Below are 16,194 nucleotides of genomic sequence, written 5' to 3' on the forward strand. Positions count from 1 at the left end.
GTTGCTTTCCAGAATCAGGCAATCACGTCGTTGCAAATGCAAGCCGTTTTCCCAGCTCAGCATGGGCTAATCATTGCAACGAGGATGTCGAGCAATGCAACGACGGCTGCCACGCCTGTTGCAATGGGCCAGAAGTTAACGCTATGGTGAAGGGGCCACGAGACCGCCCCGAAGGACCACCAGGGAGATCCAATGCCGGGAGGCCGACTCACCCAGCAGGAGCGCCAGCAGATCGCGCTGGGGCTGGCCGACAGCCTCCCCTACGCGGAGATCGCCAGACGTCTCGACCGACCCACCTCGACGATCACCCGCGAGGTGATGCGCAACGGCGGCCCCCTGGGCTACCGCGCCGACCTGGCGCACCGCGCCACCGAACGCCGCGCCCACCGGCGCAGACCAGCCGCCGCCCGCCCGACGGCAGCGGTCCTCCCGCAGCACGGGCGCGACGCCGAGGCCGTCGCCGACTATGAGGAGGCCTTCACCACCGTCCTCATGGCGTCGGGTCTGAACAAGATGGGGGCCCGCGTGTTGACCTGCCTGTTCACCACCGACGCGGGCGCCCTCACCGCGTCCGAGCTGGCCCAGCGCCTTCAGGTCAGCCCGGCGTCCATCTCCAAGGCGATCACCTTCCTGGAGGGCCAGAGCCTGGTCCGCCGGGAACGCGACGAACGCCGCCGCGACCGCTACGTCGTCGACAACGAGCTCTTCTACCAGGCGACGATCGCCAGCGCCCGAGCCAACGACCAGCTCGTCGCCACCGCGCGGCAGGGCGTCGCCCTCCTCGGTGCGCACACCCCGGCCGCCGCCCGCCTGGAGAACATCGCCCGTTTCCTCGACTTCATGAGCGAGAGCATCGTCCGCGCCGCCGAACAGGCCCGCGAAGTCCTCCGCAGCGGGCCCGAGACTGCCGCTGCCCCACCGATCACGGCCCCGGGGCAGGCCCCCGTGCGGGTGGTCCCGCCGACGGCACCGAATCAGAGCGGCCAGGCGGCGAGCCGGTCGTAGCGCGGGCCTCGGGAGTCGAGCTGGCTGCGCATCAGCAGCAGCTCGGTCGCCGGCCACTCCGGGCCCTGGTAGTCGTCCAGTGCGGCCTGGTCGGCCTCGACGTCGGCCGGCTCCATCCGATCGCCGGGCCGGGCCACGGTCAGGTGTGGGCGAAACGGCCTGACGTCGTACGGCAGCCGAGCCTGCCGCAACCGGGACCGGACCAGCCCGGCCAGCACGTGCAGCGCCTCGACCTCGCCGCGCAGGCCCACCCAGAGCACCGTCGACCGGCCCTGACCAAACCGGCCACCGCCGCTGAGGCTGAGCCGGGCCAGGGCGTGCCGGCCGGCACGGAACCCCTCGGCGGCCAGCCCGAGCGCACTCCGCACCTCGACCAGCCGGGCCGCCTCGACGTCGCCGAGGAAACCCACTGTGACGTGCAGATGGGCCGGATCGGCGAGCCGGACGTCGATGCCGGCGGCGGACACCGCGCCAACCCGTAGCCGTGCGACCTGCGCGCCGAGGTGGTCGACCGAGTCGGCGGGCGGGTAGACCGCGACGAAGAGCCGCAACCGACGCTCAGCGGTGCCGTTGCCAGTGCCCGGCCCGGGCCGCGGGCAGGGTCAGGCCGGCCGCGTGCAGCACACCCTCCACCCGGACCCGCTCGATCTCCTGGTCGACGCCCTCCAGCTCGGCGAGGTGTTCGGTGATGCCGAGGGCGCGGCAGGCCAACCGGAGCCGATCGTCGTACGCCTGCAGGAGCGCGCCGTGCCAGACCATCGACCGGCCGGTGCCACCGAGTCGTTGACCACCGAGGCGGCGCAGGTCGGCGGCGAGCTGCTCCAGGGGCCGGCGGTCGACACTGTCGAAACCGCTGAGGTCGATGTCCCGGGTCAGCGCGTCGGCCTCGACGGCTCGGTCGAGACGGGCGATGGTGCGCTTCTCCCGTCTGCGCTCACGCCACTCGGACCAGCCGCAGACGACCCGGTCGAGGATCTCGTCATAGCAGAAGAGCAGGGCGAACGCCGCCGGCAGACTGGCGACGGCAAGGAACGCCAGGGCCAGCATCAGCGCGCGTCCGACTCCCACGTATCGACGCTAAGCCCCGTCGTGCCGCCCCGCCAGCGATTTGGCCGCATCCGCACAGTCCGGGCAAGGAGACCGCCGCGGTTGCGCCAAACCTCAGCAGTCGGTGGAGGTCACGTAGAAGCGGGGCATCGGGAGCACCCGGAAACGCAGCCGGGCACCGGAGCGGCGCAACTGCCAGGTGAGAGCGATCAACGCGGCGGCCAGCGAGATCAACGCACCCATCCAGATGCTGGCCCCGGCACCGAAGTGCTCCGCGACCCAGCCGATCAGCGGCGCGCCGACCGGGTTGGTGCCCAGGAAGACGAGCACCCACAGGGACATCACCCGACCCCGGAAGGCGGCGTCCACGCCCAACTGCACCCGCTGGTTGGCGGCCTGGGCGAAGAAGACCATGAAGAAGCCGGTCGGCACCAGCAGCACCACGACCAACCAGTACGCCGACGCGAGGCCGACCAGGGTGCCGAAGCTGGCGCAGGCGATCGCCGCACCGAGCACCAGCCAGACCGACGGGCGGCTGCGCCGGCCGGTGCCGCTGAGTGCTCCGCCGAGCGCGCCGACGGCAAGCGCCGTGCTGAACAGGCCGAAGGAGGCGGCACCGGTGTTGAAGACCGTCTTCGCCAGCGCGGCCAGGGTGAGCTGGAAGTTGAAGAGCGACATGCCGATCACCGACATGACCGCCATCGGCAGCAGCAGGTCGGGCCGACGCCACACGTACCGCAGCCCGTCGATGACCTTCGCGGACGCCCGCTCGTCGCGCGGCAGCAGGGCGTCGCGCTGCAACTCGGCGGTACGCATCCGGACGACGTTGACCAGGGGCGCGATGGAGCTGACGGCGGTGAAGAGGAAGACCGGGCCGACGTCGAACGCGGCGATGGCCAGGCCGGCGACGGCCGGGCCGACGATCCGGGCCGAGTTGAACACGGCGGCGTTCAGCGACAGCGCGTTGGGCAGCAGGGGCGTGCCGACGAGTTCGGAGACGAATGCCTGCCGGACCGGGGTCTCCACGGCGTTGGCCGTGCCGAGCAGCGCGGCGAAGGCGAACACGTGCCAGAGCTGCACCAGGTCGGTGAGGACCAGCAGGGACATGCCGAGCGCCAGCAGGCTCCAGAAGGCGTTGGCGGCGAAGAGCAGCACCCGCTTGTCGTACCGGTCGGCCAGCCGGCCGGAGAGCAGGGTGAGCAGCAGCACCGGGGTGAACTGGCAGGCGGTGACCACGCCCAGCGCGGTGGCCGAATTGTTGGAGAGGTCGAGGACGAGCCAGTCCTGGGCGATGAACATCATCCAGACGCCGATCAGCTTGATCAGCTGCCCGGATGCGAAGAGGCGGTAGTTGCGAACCTGTAGGGACTGGAACATCGTGCTCAGCTTGGCCTGCACTCTTGGTGCGCCTCCTCGGACGTACGCGTCATCGACAGGTGACGGCACGGCCCGGTGGGGCTGGGCGCGGGCTCAGGCGCGAGCGAGCTGCTGGAGAATCTCGGCGGCCCTGTGCAGGGTCTCCCGTTCGTCCTCGTCGAGCGCGGCCAGCCGGTGGGCCAGCCACTCGTCGCGGGCCCGCTCGAACTGGTCGAGCACGGCGTGCCCTCCCTCGGTCGCCGCGAGGATGACCTGCCGACCGTCGGTCGGATGGGGTGTCCGCCGCACGAGGCCGCGGTCCTCCAACTTCCCGACGATCTTGGTCATCGTCGGTGGTTGCACCCGCTCGACGTCGGCCAGTTCCCGGGGGGTCATCGCACCCGCCAGCCGCAGGCTGGTGAGCGCGGAGACCTGGGTGACCGTGAGGTCGCCGACCGGTCGGGCCTGGCGGACCCGCCGGTTGAGTCGGGTGATCGCATCACGCAACTGAGGGGCCAGTTGCGCCGGTGGCACGCGTTTCGCCGTCACCGTCCGCTCCGTCACAGTAGTTAGCTTAACTAATGAGCATGGCTAACGACATCGGTTATGACCAGGCTCACGAGGACGTTAGTGCTGCTCCGGGCGGGGAATCCTGTTCGGTTCCCCGCCCGGACGAGCGTCAGAACACCAGCGATTCGATCGGCCCACGCAGGAAGTACAGCACGAACAGCACGGCCACCCCGTACAGCAGCGGGTGCACCTCCCGGGCCTTACCCCGGGCCAGCTTGAGCACCACGAAGGTGATCAGGCCGGCACCGATCCCGTTGGAGATGGAGTACGTGAACGGCATCAGCACGATCGTGAGGAACGCCGGGATGGCGATCTCGTAGTCGGACCAGTCGATCGTCCGGACCGCGGTCATCATCAGGAAACCGACCACCACCAGCGCCGTCGAGGCCGCCTCGAACGGCACGACCACCACCAGCGGCGCGAGGAACATCGCCAGCAGGAAGAGCACGCCGGTGACCAGGCTGGCCACACCGGTCCGCGCACCCTCCGCGACACCTGCGGCACTCTCGATGTACGACGTGTTGCTGGAGGTGCTTGCCGCACCGCCGGCCGCCGCGGCGATCGAGTCGACGAGCAGGATCTCCTTGGCCCGCGGCGGAGTGCCCTGCTCGTCGAGCAGGCCGCCCTCCTGGCCCACCGCCACCATCGTGCCCATGGTGTCGAAGAAGTCCGTGATCAGCAGCGTGAAGACGAACATCAGCACGACCACCCAGCCGGCGCGCCCCCACGAGTCCAGCACGTTGAACTTGCCGAGCAGCGACAGGTCCGGCAGGTCCACCACCGTCTTCGGCAGCTCCGGCACGTTCAGCGCCCAGCCCTTCGGGTTGGGCTTCCCGTCCACGAACGACGGGCCGATGTTGCCGACCGCCTCCACGATCACCGCCAGCACGGTGGAGGCGAGGATGCCGATCAGGATCGCGCCCTTCACCCGGCGCACCACGAGCACCAGCGTGATCAACAGACCCACCACGAAGACCAGCAGCGGCCAGCTCACCAGCTTGCCGCCGATGCCCAGGCCGACCGGGACCGTGGTGTTCGCGGCATCCGGGAGCCGCCGGACGAAGCCGGCGTCCACCAGACCGATGATGGTCAGGAACAGACCGATGCCCACCCCGATCGCGGTCTTCATCTGCGTCGGCACCGAGCGGAACACCGCGGTCCGCAGACCGGTCAGCACCAACACCGCGATGATCACACCCTCGATCACCACCAGGCCCATCGCGTCGGCCCAGGTCATCTCGGGAGCGATCTCGTACGCGATGAGCGCGTTGACACCCAGACCGGCGGCGAGCGCCAGCGGGAACCGGCCGACCACACCCATCAGGATGGTCATCAGGCCGGCGACCAACGCGGTCCCGGCAGCCAGCGCGGGAATCGGGAGGGTCTTGCCGTCACCGTCGACGGCACCACCCAGGATCAGCGGGTTGAGCACCACGATGTACGCCATCGTGAAGAAGGTCGCCAGGCCACCGCGTACCTCACGGCTCACCGTCGAGCCACGGGCGGAGATCTCGAAGAACCTGTCGAAACCGTTACGGGGATGAGCGGGAGTGGGAGGTGTGCCGTTCTCGGGCGGCGCTACGGCCATCGGGTCCTCGCAGGTGATCTTCCGGTTGTCGCGCGCATCGTCCCAGATCACGAGCGGGCAGGGGAAGTAGATCGCGTACGCTTGCCGAATGCCGAACGAGCAGCCACCGCGGCCCGCACCACTGGACCCGCCGATGGTGCCGTTCGCTCTCGCCGGGTTGGTCGCGTGGGCGGTGGTCGGCCTGGTCCTGCTGATCTTCTTTCGGGGCTGGCTGACCGACCACGGTCACCAGAACTGGCTCTGGACCTGCCTCGCCGGTTTCCTGTGGGGCTTCCCGGGGCTCGCCGTGATGATGCGCCACGACGCCAACCGTCGCCGGCGACGCGCGAGCTGACCCCACCACCGCACCCGGTCGCCCCCGGCGCGAACGGTCAGGAGTGCCCGTACGGCTCCGCCGGCTCGGTCGTCTCCACCGAGCCCGGGGCGCGACTGACCGACATGGCCTCCACCGCGCTGTCGTCGTACACCGTCGGTAGTTCTTCGACAGCGGTCTCGGCCGCCTCGATCAGCGTCTCGGAGTGGGCGCCGCAACCGTGGTCGGCGCTCACCACCCGGCCGTCGTCGGGGGCGTAGAAGTTGCCACACGCCCCGAACGCCTGCCGCATCGCACCGGCCAGCGGCAGGTAGAAACCGCAGGTGCCGCAGCGGGCGGCGGCCGGCGCTGCCGTGGAGATGGGCGCGGCGGGGCCGTGGTCGCCGTCATACCAGCGCTGTGCCGCCTCGATGCGACCCTCGCGGGAGAGCACGCGCGCCCGCCCGAGGCCCAACTCCCACGCCGTCTCCTCGACCGCCGGGTCGTCGGAGAGCACGTAGCCGGGGACCAGCCGGTCGTCGTCCGGCGAGGTCGGCAGCAGGTCGCCCGGGCCCAGATCGCCCGGCTTGAGCCGCTCCTGCCAGGGCAGCCAGCCGGGCGCGAGCAGCGCGTCCGGGCCGGGCAGCAACACCGTCTCGCAGATGGTCACCGTCTTGCTGCGCGACACGCGGGTGACGGTGACCGCCCACCGCCAGCCGCGATAGCCGGCGAGGCGACACTCGAAGTAGTGGGTCACCAGCCGTTCACCCTCGGCCACGACCTGCAGGTGGTCGCCGACGTCGTCGGCCTCCACCTCGGTGATGCCGGCGCGGGCCACCTCGACGGCGGCGGCGCAGACCTGGTCGAGACGGGCGGCGCGGGTGGAGGCGGGCCTGGTCACCTCACCATTGTTCCCCATGCGCCCCGCAGGGGTGACAGTGACTCCCGGGGAACCTTTCCCCGTGGTGGCGCGGCGTACCCGGATCGGATGGGCGAGGATGGTGCACATGCCGTCGTACTCCCGCTCCGGGCGATCCGTCCTCGGCCGGACCGTCGGCACCGGCATCCGTGCCGTTCGTCTGCTGCTGCGTGGTTCGGTGGGCAGCGGCCGTTGGGTGACCCGGCGCGCCGGCCGGGCCCGGGCCCGGGGTGCCGGCGGCGAGGTCGGCATGGTTCGCCTGTTCGACCTGCACGCGGTCTCCTGTGCCGGTGACACGCTCATCGCCATCGGCCTGGCCGGGACGATCTTCTTCAACGTCCCGCTCGGCGAGGCCCGCAGCAAGGTCGCGCTCTACCTGCTGGTGACCATGGTGCCGTTCGCCATGCTCGCCCCCGTGGTGGGCCCGCTGCTGGACCACTTCCGGCACGGCCGGCGGTACGCTCTGGCCGCCACGATGCTCGGCCGCGCGTTCCTGGCCTGGTTGATCTCCGACTACATCCACGGTTTCGGGCTCTATCCGGCCGCGTTCGGGGTGCTCGCCCTGTCCCGGGCGTATGGCGTGGCCCGGTCCGCGGCGGTGCCCCGGTTGTTGCCGGAAGGGCTCGGCCTTTCCCAGGTGGGTGCCCGGGCCAGCGTCTACGGCACGGTCGCGGGCGCGTTGGTGGCGCCGATCGGGTTGGCCGCGTTCTGGTTCGGCCCCCAGTGGCCGCTGCGCGTCGCCTCGGTGATCTTCCTGATCGGCATGGTGATCTCCCTGCGGTTGCCGCCGAAGGCCGACTCGGAGCCACCGGAGCGGGTGCCCCGGCCGCTGCGCGCCCTGCGCCGCCGCGGTGGCGACCGGCCCCTGGGTCGGGGTCGTCCCGCCGGTCGAGTGGTGATCGCCACCCTGATCGGTGCCGCGACGCTACGCGCGGTGTACGGCTTCCTGCTGCTCTTCCTCGCCTTCGCGATCAAGAAGGGCGACCTGACCACTGTGGCGTTCGGCCGGGACCTGGGGGCCGAGTGGGCGTTGGGGGTGGTCGGCGGGGCGCTCGCGGTCGGCACCTTCCTGGCCACCGCCATCGGCACCCGACTACGCATCCACCGACCGGCCGCCATCCAGTCCAGCAGCATGATCATCGTGGCGGGGGTGGCGGTGCTCACCGTCATCCAGTTCTCACTGGTGATGGTCGCTCTGCTCTGCCTGGTCGCGGCGTTGGTCAGCGGGATCTCGAAGCTGGCCGTGGACGCCTCCATCCAGGAACGCATCCCGGAGCGGCTGCGGGCCAGTTCCTTCGCCCACTCCGAGACGGTGCTGATGCTCGCCTTCGTCGCCGGTGGAGGGCTGGGCCTGGTCCCGTTCGACGGCCGGATGGGCATCGCGGTCGCCGCCGGGGTCGGTGTCCTGGCCGCGATCCGGGGTGTGCTGGTCGCCGCCCGGCTGCGTGGCGAGAAGTTGGCCGGCCGCCCGCTCGGCGACGACGAGCTGACCGAGGACGAGTCGGCGGACGAGCCCGGGGATTCCACCCCCACCTCGCCGGCACCGGCGCAGAGCAGCTCCCCGCCGTACGAGGATCCGGGCCTGGCCCCGCCGGGCTACCACATCTACCGACCGTCCTCCTCCGTCGGTGGCCCGGGCGGCGGTGCCGACGAGGAGACCCGCCGGGAGTCCCCCGGATCGCTCTCGTGACCGGTCTGCTGGTGGTGACGGCGGTGCCGGCCGAGGCGGACGCGGTCCGCGCCGGGCTGACCGACCCGACCGTGACCGTCGCCCCGATCGGCGTGGGCCCGGCCGTCGCCGGTGCCGCCACCGCACGCCTGCTGGCGCTGGCCGAGGCCGCGGGACGCCCGTACCGCGCGGTGGTCAGCGCCGGCGTGGCCGGCGGCTTCACCGGCCGAGCCGAGGTCGGTGACACGGTGCTCGGCACCGCCAGCATCGCCGCCGACCTGGGTGCCGAGTCACCTGAGGGTTTCATCCCCGTCGACGAGCTGGGCATGCCACTCGCGCTGCTCGGCGTCGGCGGTGTGGTGCGGGCCGACCCGGTCCTGCTGGCGGCGCTGCGGGCCGCCCTCCCGGCGGCCACGATCGGCCCGGTGCTCACGGTCAGCACGGTCACCGGCACCACCGCCAGCACCGAAGAGCTACGCGGCAGGCATCCGGAGGCGGTCGCCGAGGCCATGGAGGGGTACGGCGTGGCGGTCGCCGCGGCGCAGGCCGGGGTGCCCTTCGCCGAGCTACGTACCATCTCCAACCCGATCGGCCCCCGCGATCGTGACGCCTGGCGCCTGCGCGAGGCCCTCACCGCCCTGACCGCGGCGGCCCCGGCGTTCGCGCTGACTGCTACCGAGGGGGACGGACTTCGAGCGTGAGCGCCGACGGCCGACTCGCCTGTACCTCGAACCCGCAGGCGACCAGAAAGAGGACGTTGCCGCCGTCGGCCATCGCGTGGACGGTACGGATGTCAGCGACTGCCATCTCGCTGGCCAGCAGCTCGATCAGCTGACGCGCGATGCCTAGGGTCCGCAGGCCAGGCGCAACGACAACGCCCTCCAACACCAGCTCACGTCGGTCGCCCCAATCCTCACCGAGGAGGAGATCCAGGCTTCGCTCATGGGCCCTCAGCTCACCGACCGGCCCGGCCCCGGGCAGCTCGGCGAGAAGGTGCCACGACGTGGTGGGCAGCCCTTCGAACGCGCGCCGAAACCGCACCTGGGTCCGCGCCTGGGCCCGCAACCGCCGCTGGTCACGTCTCGCCCGATCGAGGTCGTACGTCAACTCCGGAACGCGTACCGGCCACAACCGCTGCGGAAGCGTGTAGGAGTGCACCCACCAGGCACCGGGCCAGTCCTTCAAGGTCAGGACTCGACGGACGTCGAGGTGCGCTGGGTAGCGGCGACCGGCCTCGTCCCGCAACTCGTCCCGCAGGTCGTGGTCGGGCACCTGCGGTGACTCGTCAACCGCCGCGGAGGCGTCGGGGAGTTTGAGCACGAGCTCACCGCCGGCCGCGCGGACCAGCCGCTCCACCGTGCGGAATGCCGGCCCGGCACCCTGCCCCGCCTCGATGCGCGCCAACGTGCTCTTCGGGACCCCGGACTGCTCGGCCAACTCGCGCTGGCTCAAGTCGGCACGTCGACGAAGATCCCGCATGATCGCCCCCACGTCGATCGCACCCTTGTCGGCAGCCACCAGTCCATGGTTTTCCGCTCAGCTCGCGCCGTCAACAGCATCAGCCCACCTGTGGATAACCCTGTGGACAGTGCCCCTGGCGCTGTGTACATCCCTTCGTCAGCACCTGTAGAGCTGCCCCGCCAATGGGGCAAGCGGGTGCACCTCGCCGCCACGGCACGGCACGGCCATGGCACGGCACGGCCACGGCACGGCACGGCACGGCCACGGCACGGCACGGCCACGGCACGGCCACGGCACGGCACGGCACGGCCACGGCACGGCACGGCACGGCACGGCCACGGCACGGCACGGCCACGGCACGGCAGCACCTTGCGGACGCCGGCGCGCCCCACAGGTGGGGCAGCTCTACAGGGAGCAGAGGTGACGACCGAGCCCCGCGACGGCTCGCGGACAACCGGCGATCGGGGCGCCGGAGACCGGCGGTGAGTCGGCGGCCGGTCTGGCGGCGGCTCGCGGACAGACAGCGAGTGCCCGACAGATCACAGGCACCAGACCGCGCCGACCGAACGCGCGGGGGCGGGGATAACGTGGGGGCGTGGCGCTCTCTCTGGCGATCTCGCCCTGCCCCAACGACACGTTCGTCTTTCACGCCCTGGTGCACGGGCGGGTGCCGGGCGCGCCGCCGGTCGAGGTGACGTACGCCGACGTGGACGTCACCAACACGGCCGCCGAAAAGGGCGCGTTCGACCTGGTGAAGGTGAGCTTCGCGGCGTTGCCCTGGCTGCTCGACGACTACCACCTGCTGCCCTGCGGCGGCGCGCTCGGTCGTGGCTGCGGTCCCCTGGTGCTCACCAAGGGCGACCGCACCGACCTGACCGGCGCCACGGTGGCCGTGCCGGGCGACCGGACCACCGCGTACCTGCTGTTTCGGCTCTGGTCGGCCGGACGGCCACCGGCCCGCATCGAGGTGGTGCCGTTCCACGAGATCATGCCGGGCGTCGCGGCTGGCCGCTACGACGCCGGGTTGGTCATCCACGAGGCCCGGTTCACCTACCACCGGCACGGCCTGAGCGCCCTCGTCGACCTCGGCGAGTGGTGGGAGGCCGACACCGGCCTGCCCATTCCCCTCGGCGCGATCTTGGCCCGACGCGGCGCGGTGGACCCGGCGGCCGCGGCCGGCTGGGTCCGTGAGTCGGTCCGGCAGGCCTGGGCGGACCCGGCGGCCAGCCGGGAGTACGTGCTGGCGCATGCCCAGGAGATGGAACTCGACGTGGTGGACCGGCACATCGGCCTCTACGTCAACGAGTTCACCGCGGACCTCGGCGAGGCCGGTTTCGCCGCGGTGGCGGCACTGCTCGACCGGGCCGCCACCGCCGGCCTGGTGCCTCAGACCTCCAGCTCGCGTGCGACCGCGTGGACCAGCTGAGCGATCTTCTGCGCCGTCTTCTTGTCCGGGTACCGACCCCGGCGCAGGTCCGGCTGGACCTTCGCCTCCAGCACCTTGATCATGTCTTCGACGAGGCCGTGCAGCTCCTCGGCCGGCCGACGGCGCAACTCCGCCATCGACGGCGGCGCGTCCAGCAGCTTGACTCCCATGGCCTGTGCGCCCCGACGACTGTCCACCACGCTGAAGTCGACCCGTTGACCACCCTTGAGGTCGGTGACACCCGCCGGCAGCGCGCCCTTGGGCAGGAACACGTCGCCGCCCTCGTCACTGGTGACGAAGCCATACCCCTTGGCCGTGTCGTACCACTTCACTCGCCCCGTAGGCACCTGAGAACCCCTGCTTCACTTGAGCCGCTACTGCTCCAAGGCTAGCTGGATCATGCCGTCGAGCGCCGCCGGGAATTCACTGAGATCGTCCAGCACCACCCTCGCCCCGGCCGCGCGCAGCTCATCGCGGGAGCACGGGCCGGTCGCGACACCGATGCCGGGCACCCCGGCGGTCGCCGCCGCGACCATGTCCGCCACGTGGTCACCGACGTAGTGGGTCGCGTCATGCTCCCGCAGGGCCGTCGCCTTCTGCTCGGCGAACAGGTCACCGGCCAACTCGTCGACGGTGAGGCCGAGGTGGTCCAGGTGCAGCCGGGCCAGCCGACCCATCTTCGACGTGACGACGAGCACACGGCCGCCCCGAGCCCGGATCGCGTCGATGGCCTCCCGCGCGCCCGGCAACGGGACCGTCGGGGTGATCGCGTACGCCGGATACAGCTCGCGGTACGCCCGTACGGCCGACTCGACCTGCTCCGGCGGGAACCAGTGCGCGATCTCGGTGCGCAGCGGTGGCCCGAGCCGCGACACCGCCAGCTCCGCGTCCACCGGCACGCCCGTCCTCGCCGTCAGCGCCCGGTAGGCCGCCGCGATGCCGGGGCGGGAATCCACCAGGGTCATGTCGAGATCGAATCCGACGGTCAGTGCGGGCATGTCGAGAAACCTACCCGGTGACCCCCACTCGGCCGGACGTCCGAGGGGCGCGAGAGCCCACTGCCGGGCTAGCGTGGAAAGACGATGACCACCTCACTCGCCGACCACCTGCGGTCGCTGCCCGACGAGTCACTGGCCGCGCTCCTCCAACTGCGGCCCGACCTCGTCGTGCCCGTGCCGGCCGACGTCTCCGCCCTGGCCATCCGGGCCCAGTCCCGGGTCTCGGTGGCGCGCGCGCTGGACGGGCTGGACCAGTTCACCCTCCAGATCCTCGACGCCGCCCGCCTCACCCGGAACCCGGACGACGGCACCACGGCCACCGACGCCGTGCTCGCCATGGCGACCGCCGGGCCGCACCCGCCCGCTCCGACGGCCATCCGGGCCGCCGTGGGCCGGCTGCGGGCACTCTTTCTGCTGTACGGCCCGGAGCACGCGCTACAGGTGGTGCCCGCCGTCGACGAAGTCGCCCCGTACCCTGCCGGGCTCGGCCGGCCAGCCGCGGAGCTGGACCCGCGCACGGCCGCGCTCTGCGCGGACCCGGCGAAACTACGACGGACGCTGCTCGCCGCCCCACCCTCGGCCCGGGCGATCCTGGACCGGTTGGCGGCCGGCCCACCGGTGGGCAGCGTGCCGCCGGGCGCTCTGCAGGCACCACCGCTGGGCGCGGCCGACCCGGTGCTCTCCGACCCGACGAATGGTGGCGCCCCGACCGGCTCCCCGGTGCGCTGGCTCGTCGACAACCGGCTCCTGGTCCCCGTGACGACCGGCTCGTCGACGGCCAGCGGCACCGTGGAGTTGCCCCGGGAGGTCGGCCTGCTGCTCCGCCGCGACAGCGGGCCGCTCGGGCCGCTGCGCACCAGCCCACCGCCGGTCGCCGCCGCGCCCCGTGAGGCGAAGGCTGTCGACTCGGCCGGCGCCGGGCAGACGATGGAGGTGGTCCGACACACCGAAGGGCTGCTGGAACAACTCGCCGACGAGCCCGCGCCGGTGCTTCGCTCGGGCGGCATCGGTGTGCGGGACCTGCGTCGGTTGGCCCGCACCGGCGGGCTGGACGAGCCGACCGCGGCGCTGCTGCTAGAAGTGGCGTACGCGGCGGGGCTCGCGGGTGAGCTGGAGATGCCCGGTGCGACCACCAGCCGGTACGGGGCGGACCAGCAGGTGCTGCCGACCGGCGGGTACGAGGTGTGGCGGGCCGCCTCGCTGGCCCAGCGGTGGGAGCAGCTCGCCCGAGCCTGGCTGACCATGAGCCGGCAGGTGGGTCTGGTCGGCCGGCGCGACGACCGGGACCGGCCCATCACCGCGCTCTCCGCCGAGGCCGAACGGGCCAGCGCGCCGGCCACCCGGCGGGCGGTGCTCGGTGTGCTCGCCGACCTGGAGCCGGCGACCGCTCCCACCCCCGAGGAGGTGCAGGAGTTGCTGGACTGGCGGGCACCGCGGCGCAGCCGGGGCCGGGACGCCGCCCACCGCGAGGTGCTGGCCGAGGCCGCGCAGTTGGGCGTGACCGGGCTGGGGGCGCTCACCTCGTACGGTCGGCTGCTGCTGGGTGACCTGACGTCGGCCGATGAGCGGGGTGACGACGACCCGCTGGGCGTGCACGCCGACGTGGAGAGCGGTGACCCGTCCAGTGCCGCCCGGGCCCTGGACGCGCTGCTGCCCGCCCCGGTCGACCACTTCCTGGTGCAGGCCGACCTGACCGTGGTGGTGCCCGGCCCACCCGAACCGGCGCTCGCCGCCGAGTTGGAGGCGATGACCGAGCTCGAATCGGCCGGCGGGGCCAGCGTGCACCGGGTCACCACGGCGAGCGTGCGACGGGCGCTGGATTCCGGCTATACGGCCGACGACCTGCACGACGTGTTCCGGCGACGGTCGCGTACCCCGGTGCCGCAGGGGCTCACCTATCTGGTGGACGACGTGGCCCGCAAGCACGGCGGGCTGCGGGTCGGGCTGGCCGGGGCGTACCTGCGCAGTGACGACGAGACCCTGATCAGCGAGGTGCTCGCCGACCGCCGGTTGGAGTCGTTGACGCTGCGCCGGCTCGCGCCGACGGTGTTGTGTACGCCGTACCAGGTTGGCCGGTTGTTGGGTGCGTTGCGCGACGCCGGGTTCGCTCCGGTGCAGGAGGACGGCACCGGCAGCACCGTGCTGGCCCGGCCTCGGATCCGGCGGGCGCCGGCCCGGGTGTCGGTGACCACCCGGACACTCGATCCGCTGGCCGCCCCGAAGCTGCCCATGCCCCGGCTGCTCGGGGTGGTGGAGCACATCCGGCGGGGTGACGCGGCGGCGCGGGCGGCCCGACGGGCACCGGCGGTGGTGCGGGGCGGGGCGGCGGGGTTGGGCGGCGGCCCGGTGCCGGCGCACACGCACAGTGAGGCCCTGGCGGTGCTCCAGCAGGCGGTGCGCGACAAGGCGCTGGTCTGGGTCGGGTACGTCGACGCCCACGGGGCGACCGCGTCGCGGCTGGTCAAGCCGGTGTCGATCGGTGCCGGCTACCTCCGCGCCGAGGACGAACGGACCGAAATGCTGCACACGTTCGCGCTGCACCGGATCACCGCGGCGGTGCTTGCGGACTGAGCGGGGCGATGCCGCCGCCGGCCCGGTCGGTCAGCGGCGGCTGCGGCGGACGGTGCCGATCACCGAGATGACCAGTAGCAGCGCGAAGCCGGCGCCGGCGGACTCCCCGACCGAGTCGACGAAGCCCTGCCGCAGCACCAGCCAGCCGAAGAGGAACCACCCGACGAGGAGCGTCGCGGCGACGGCGTAGGCGATCACCGTCGCGCGGGACACCTCGTCGGGTGGTGTTTGTTCGTGCTCTGGGATCACCTCACGGTCGACCGTCATGCCCAGCCTCCCCGCCCGGTCCAGCCCTGGCCTCCCAGCGTGACACTCGAAGGACCTGTCGGACAGGGGGTTATCCCGGTGATTCGCTCCGTGTCGGTCAGGTGCCGGGGCGGCGGCCGATCAGCACCACTCGGGTGCCGACCCTGCCCAGCTCCCACATCCGGACGGCGTCGACGTGCAGCAGGTTGACGCAGCCGTGCGAACCGATCGACGTGTCGTGCAGGTAGGTGGTGGTCTCGTGGAAGCCCATCCCCGAGGTGAAGTGCTGCCAGTACGGCAGCCACACCTCGTACGGGTCGGACCACTCCTTCGGGTTGCGAAAGTTGACGGTGAACGTGCCGGCCGGGGTGCGGTAGCCGGACATGCCGGTGCGGGTCACCGTCGGCGACATGATCACCTTGCCGCCGCGGACCGCCCAGACGGTCTGCCGGGTCAGGTCCACGCAGAACGTGGTGCCCGTGCCGGCCCCGCACCGTTTCGGGTCGGTGGTGGCGAGGCGCCGGGCCACGTCGTGGGTGGTTGGCCCGGCGCGACCCTCGACGGGGCGGATGCCGTACCTCTTCTGGAACTTCTTGATCGCGGCGCAGTCGGCGGCGGACTGCCGGCCGTCCACGGTCACGGCCCCGAACCCGCCCAGTCGGGCCAGGTAGGTCTCCACCTCACGCTGGTGCTGCCCCTGGGGGCAGCCGGCAACCGTCGGCGTACCGGTGCTGGTGGTCGGCTTCGGCGTCGCGCTGCGGGTGGGTTTCGGCGCCGGGGGCCGGGATGCCTTCGGCGTCGGGCTGGGTGCGGCCGGTGTGGGCCGGTCGCGCTGGTCCGGGCCGGGCGTAGCGCTCGCCCCCGTTGCCTGTTCCGCCGCACCGGCTGGGGCGGCTCCCCCGCCACCACTCCCACCGGCCTGCGGATCGAACGCGCACGCACCGGCGCCGACCAGCACAACCACCACCAGAGCGACCAGCCGGGAGGAGATCCGGGCACACCTCATGGAACCTCCCCCTGGCCGTCGTTCCCTTACTAGACGTTCG

General features: G+C 72.1%; 17 protein-coding genes. 6 read left to right on the forward strand and 11 right to left on the reverse strand.

Going from position 1 to position 16,194, the window contains the following annotated elements:
* Positions 1-192: 192 nt before the first annotated feature.
* On the forward strand, positions 193-1,005 hold the full coding sequence (locus ACGFIW_RS08780; protein WP_393312122.1) for a helix-turn-helix domain-containing protein: 813 nt from the start codon (positions 193-195) through the stop codon (positions 1,003-1,005).
* Here the strand turns inward: ACGFIW_RS08780 and thpR are convergent.
* The 5 genes from thpR to ACGFIW_RS08805 form a co-directional block, all read right to left on the reverse strand.
* Positions 975-1,556, reverse strand: coding sequence for an RNA 2',3'-cyclic phosphodiesterase (gene thpR / locus ACGFIW_RS08785; protein WP_393312124.1), 582 nt, complete (start codon positions 1,554-1,556; stop codon positions 975-977). The two genes, ACGFIW_RS08780 and thpR, sit on opposite strands and share 31 nt — an antisense overlap.
* A gap of 7 nt (positions 1,557-1,563) precedes the next feature.
* Complete coding sequence (locus tag ACGFIW_RS08790) at positions 1,564-2,073, reverse strand: hypothetical protein (protein ID WP_393312126.1); 510 nt, start codon at positions 2,071-2,073, stop codon at positions 1,564-1,566.
* A 93-nt stretch (positions 2,074-2,166) separates the two neighbouring features.
* Positions 2,167-3,450 carry an MFS transporter gene (locus ACGFIW_RS08795; RefSeq protein ID WP_393312128.1) on the reverse strand — a complete coding sequence of 428 codons (1,284 nt, stop codon included), beginning with the start codon at positions 3,448-3,450 and terminating at the stop codon, positions 2,167-2,169.
* 72 nt (positions 3,451-3,522) lie between these two features.
* Entirely contained in the window at positions 3,523-3,972 is a 450-nt protein-coding gene (locus tag ACGFIW_RS08800) for a MarR family winged helix-turn-helix transcriptional regulator (protein WP_393312130.1), read from the reverse strand.
* Positions 3,973-4,087: 115 nt separating this feature from the next.
* On the reverse strand, positions 4,088-5,566 hold the full coding sequence (locus tag ACGFIW_RS08805) for an NCS2 family permease (RefSeq protein ID WP_393312768.1): 1,479 nt from the start codon (positions 5,564-5,566) through the stop codon (positions 4,088-4,090).
* Positions 5,567-5,654: 88 nt separating this feature from the next.
* Between ACGFIW_RS08805 and ACGFIW_RS08810 the strand changes: the two genes are divergently transcribed.
* Complete coding sequence (locus ACGFIW_RS08810; protein WP_393312132.1) at positions 5,655-5,900, forward strand: DUF2530 domain-containing protein; 246 nt, start codon at positions 5,655-5,657, stop codon at positions 5,898-5,900.
* A gap of 37 nt (positions 5,901-5,937) precedes the next feature.
* On the opposite strand, the gene ACGFIW_RS08815 is transcribed toward ACGFIW_RS08810, so the two are convergent.
* Entirely contained in the window at positions 5,938-6,867 is a 930-nt protein-coding gene (locus ACGFIW_RS08815) for a DUF3027 domain-containing protein (RefSeq protein ID WP_393312134.1), read from the reverse strand.
* Between ACGFIW_RS08815 and ACGFIW_RS08820 the strand changes: the two genes are divergently transcribed.
* Positions 6,866-8,467 carry an MFS transporter gene (locus tag ACGFIW_RS08820; protein WP_393312136.1) on the forward strand — a complete coding sequence of 534 codons (1,602 nt, stop codon included), beginning with the start codon at positions 6,866-6,868 and terminating at the stop codon, positions 8,465-8,467. The two genes, ACGFIW_RS08815 and ACGFIW_RS08820, sit on opposite strands and share 2 nt — an antisense overlap.
* Positions 8,464-9,147 carry a futalosine hydrolase gene (locus ACGFIW_RS08825; RefSeq protein ID WP_393312138.1) on the forward strand — a complete coding sequence of 228 codons (684 nt, stop codon included), beginning with the start codon at positions 8,464-8,466 and terminating at the stop codon, positions 9,145-9,147. Before ACGFIW_RS08820 ends, ACGFIW_RS08825 begins: the two co-directional genes overlap by 4 nt.
* Here the strand turns inward: ACGFIW_RS08825 and ACGFIW_RS08830 are convergent.
* Complete coding sequence (locus ACGFIW_RS08830) at positions 9,119-9,964, reverse strand: helix-turn-helix domain-containing protein (RefSeq protein ID WP_393312140.1); 846 nt, start codon at positions 9,962-9,964, stop codon at positions 9,119-9,121. The two genes, ACGFIW_RS08825 and ACGFIW_RS08830, sit on opposite strands and share 29 nt — an antisense overlap.
* Positions 9,965-10,502: 538 nt before the next feature.
* Here ACGFIW_RS08830 and ACGFIW_RS08835 point away from each other — a divergent pair.
* The gene (locus ACGFIW_RS08835; protein ID WP_393312142.1) at positions 10,503-11,333 is read left to right on the forward strand and encodes a 1,4-dihydroxy-6-naphthoate synthase; all 831 of its coding nucleotides are present in this window, start codon (positions 10,503-10,505) and stop codon (positions 11,331-11,333) included.
* Here ACGFIW_RS08835 and ACGFIW_RS08840 read toward each other — a convergent pair.
* Positions 11,294-11,680 (reverse strand): cold-shock protein, encoded by a 387-nt coding sequence (locus ACGFIW_RS08840; protein ID WP_088986676.1) that lies wholly within the window; start codon positions 11,678-11,680, stop codon positions 11,294-11,296. The genes ACGFIW_RS08835 and ACGFIW_RS08840 overlap by 40 nt on opposite strands.
* A gap of 27 nt (positions 11,681-11,707) precedes the next feature.
* Positions 11,708-12,331 carry an HAD family hydrolase gene (locus ACGFIW_RS08845; protein WP_357072689.1) on the reverse strand — a complete coding sequence of 208 codons (624 nt, stop codon included), beginning with the start codon at positions 12,329-12,331 and terminating at the stop codon, positions 11,708-11,710.
* An 84-nt stretch (positions 12,332-12,415) separates the two neighbouring features.
* Here ACGFIW_RS08845 and ACGFIW_RS08850 point away from each other — a divergent pair, with 84 nt between their 5' ends.
* The gene (locus ACGFIW_RS08850; RefSeq protein ID WP_393312144.1) at positions 12,416-14,902 is read left to right on the forward strand and encodes a helicase-associated domain-containing protein; all 2,487 of its coding nucleotides are present in this window, start codon (positions 12,416-12,418) and stop codon (positions 14,900-14,902) included.
* A 30-nt stretch (positions 14,903-14,932) separates the two neighbouring features.
* Here the strand turns inward: ACGFIW_RS08850 and ACGFIW_RS08855 are convergent, their stop codons facing one another.
* Positions 14,933-15,169, reverse strand: a complete 237-nt coding sequence (locus tag ACGFIW_RS08855) for a hypothetical protein (protein WP_393312146.1) — start codon at positions 15,167-15,169, stop codon at positions 14,933-14,935.
* A gap of 97 nt (positions 15,170-15,266) precedes the next feature.
* Positions 15,267-16,154, reverse strand: coding sequence for a L,D-transpeptidase family protein (locus tag ACGFIW_RS08860; protein ID WP_393312148.1), 888 nt, complete (start codon positions 16,152-16,154; stop codon positions 15,267-15,269).
* Positions 16,155-16,194 lie beyond the last annotated feature (40 nt).

Origin of the sequence: Micromonospora sp. NPDC048935 (assembly GCF_043197875.1) — a bacterium.
Taxonomy (GTDB): Bacteria; Actinomycetota; Actinomycetes; order Mycobacteriales; family Micromonosporaceae; genus Micromonospora.

Bases quoted from the DNA above. Each gene is read 5' to 3' on its own strand.
- ACGFIW_RS08780 (WP_393312122.1), top strand. From the start codon at position 193: ATGCCGGGAGGCCGACTCACCCAGCAGGAGCGCCAGCAGATCGCGCTG.
- ACGFIW_RS08805 (WP_393312768.1), bottom strand. From the start codon at position 5,566: ATGGCCGTAGCGCCGCCCGAGAACGGCACACCTCCCACTCCCGCTCAT.
- ACGFIW_RS08810 (WP_393312132.1), top strand. From the start codon at position 5,655: ATGCCGAACGAGCAGCCACCGCGGCCCGCACCACTGGACCCGCCGATG.
- ACGFIW_RS08820 (WP_393312136.1), top strand. From the start codon at position 6,866: ATGCCGTCGTACTCCCGCTCCGGGCGATCCGTCCTCGGCCGGACCGTC.
- ACGFIW_RS08815 (WP_393312134.1), bottom strand. From the start codon at position 6,867: ATGTGCACCATCCTCGCCCATCCGATCCGGGTACGCCGCGCCACCACG.
- ACGFIW_RS08845 (WP_357072689.1), bottom strand. From the start codon at position 12,331: ATGCCCGCACTGACCGTCGGATTCGATCTCGACATGACCCTGGTGGAT.
- ACGFIW_RS08850 (WP_393312144.1), top strand. From the start codon at position 12,416: ATGACCACCTCACTCGCCGACCACCTGCGGTCGCTGCCCGACGAGTCA.
- ACGFIW_RS08855 (WP_393312146.1), bottom strand. From the start codon at position 15,169: ATGACGGTCGACCGTGAGGTGATCCCAGAGCACGAACAAACACCACCC.
- ACGFIW_RS08860 (WP_393312148.1), bottom strand. From the start codon at position 16,154: ATGAGGTGTGCCCGGATCTCCTCCCGGCTGGTCGCTCTGGTGGTGGTT.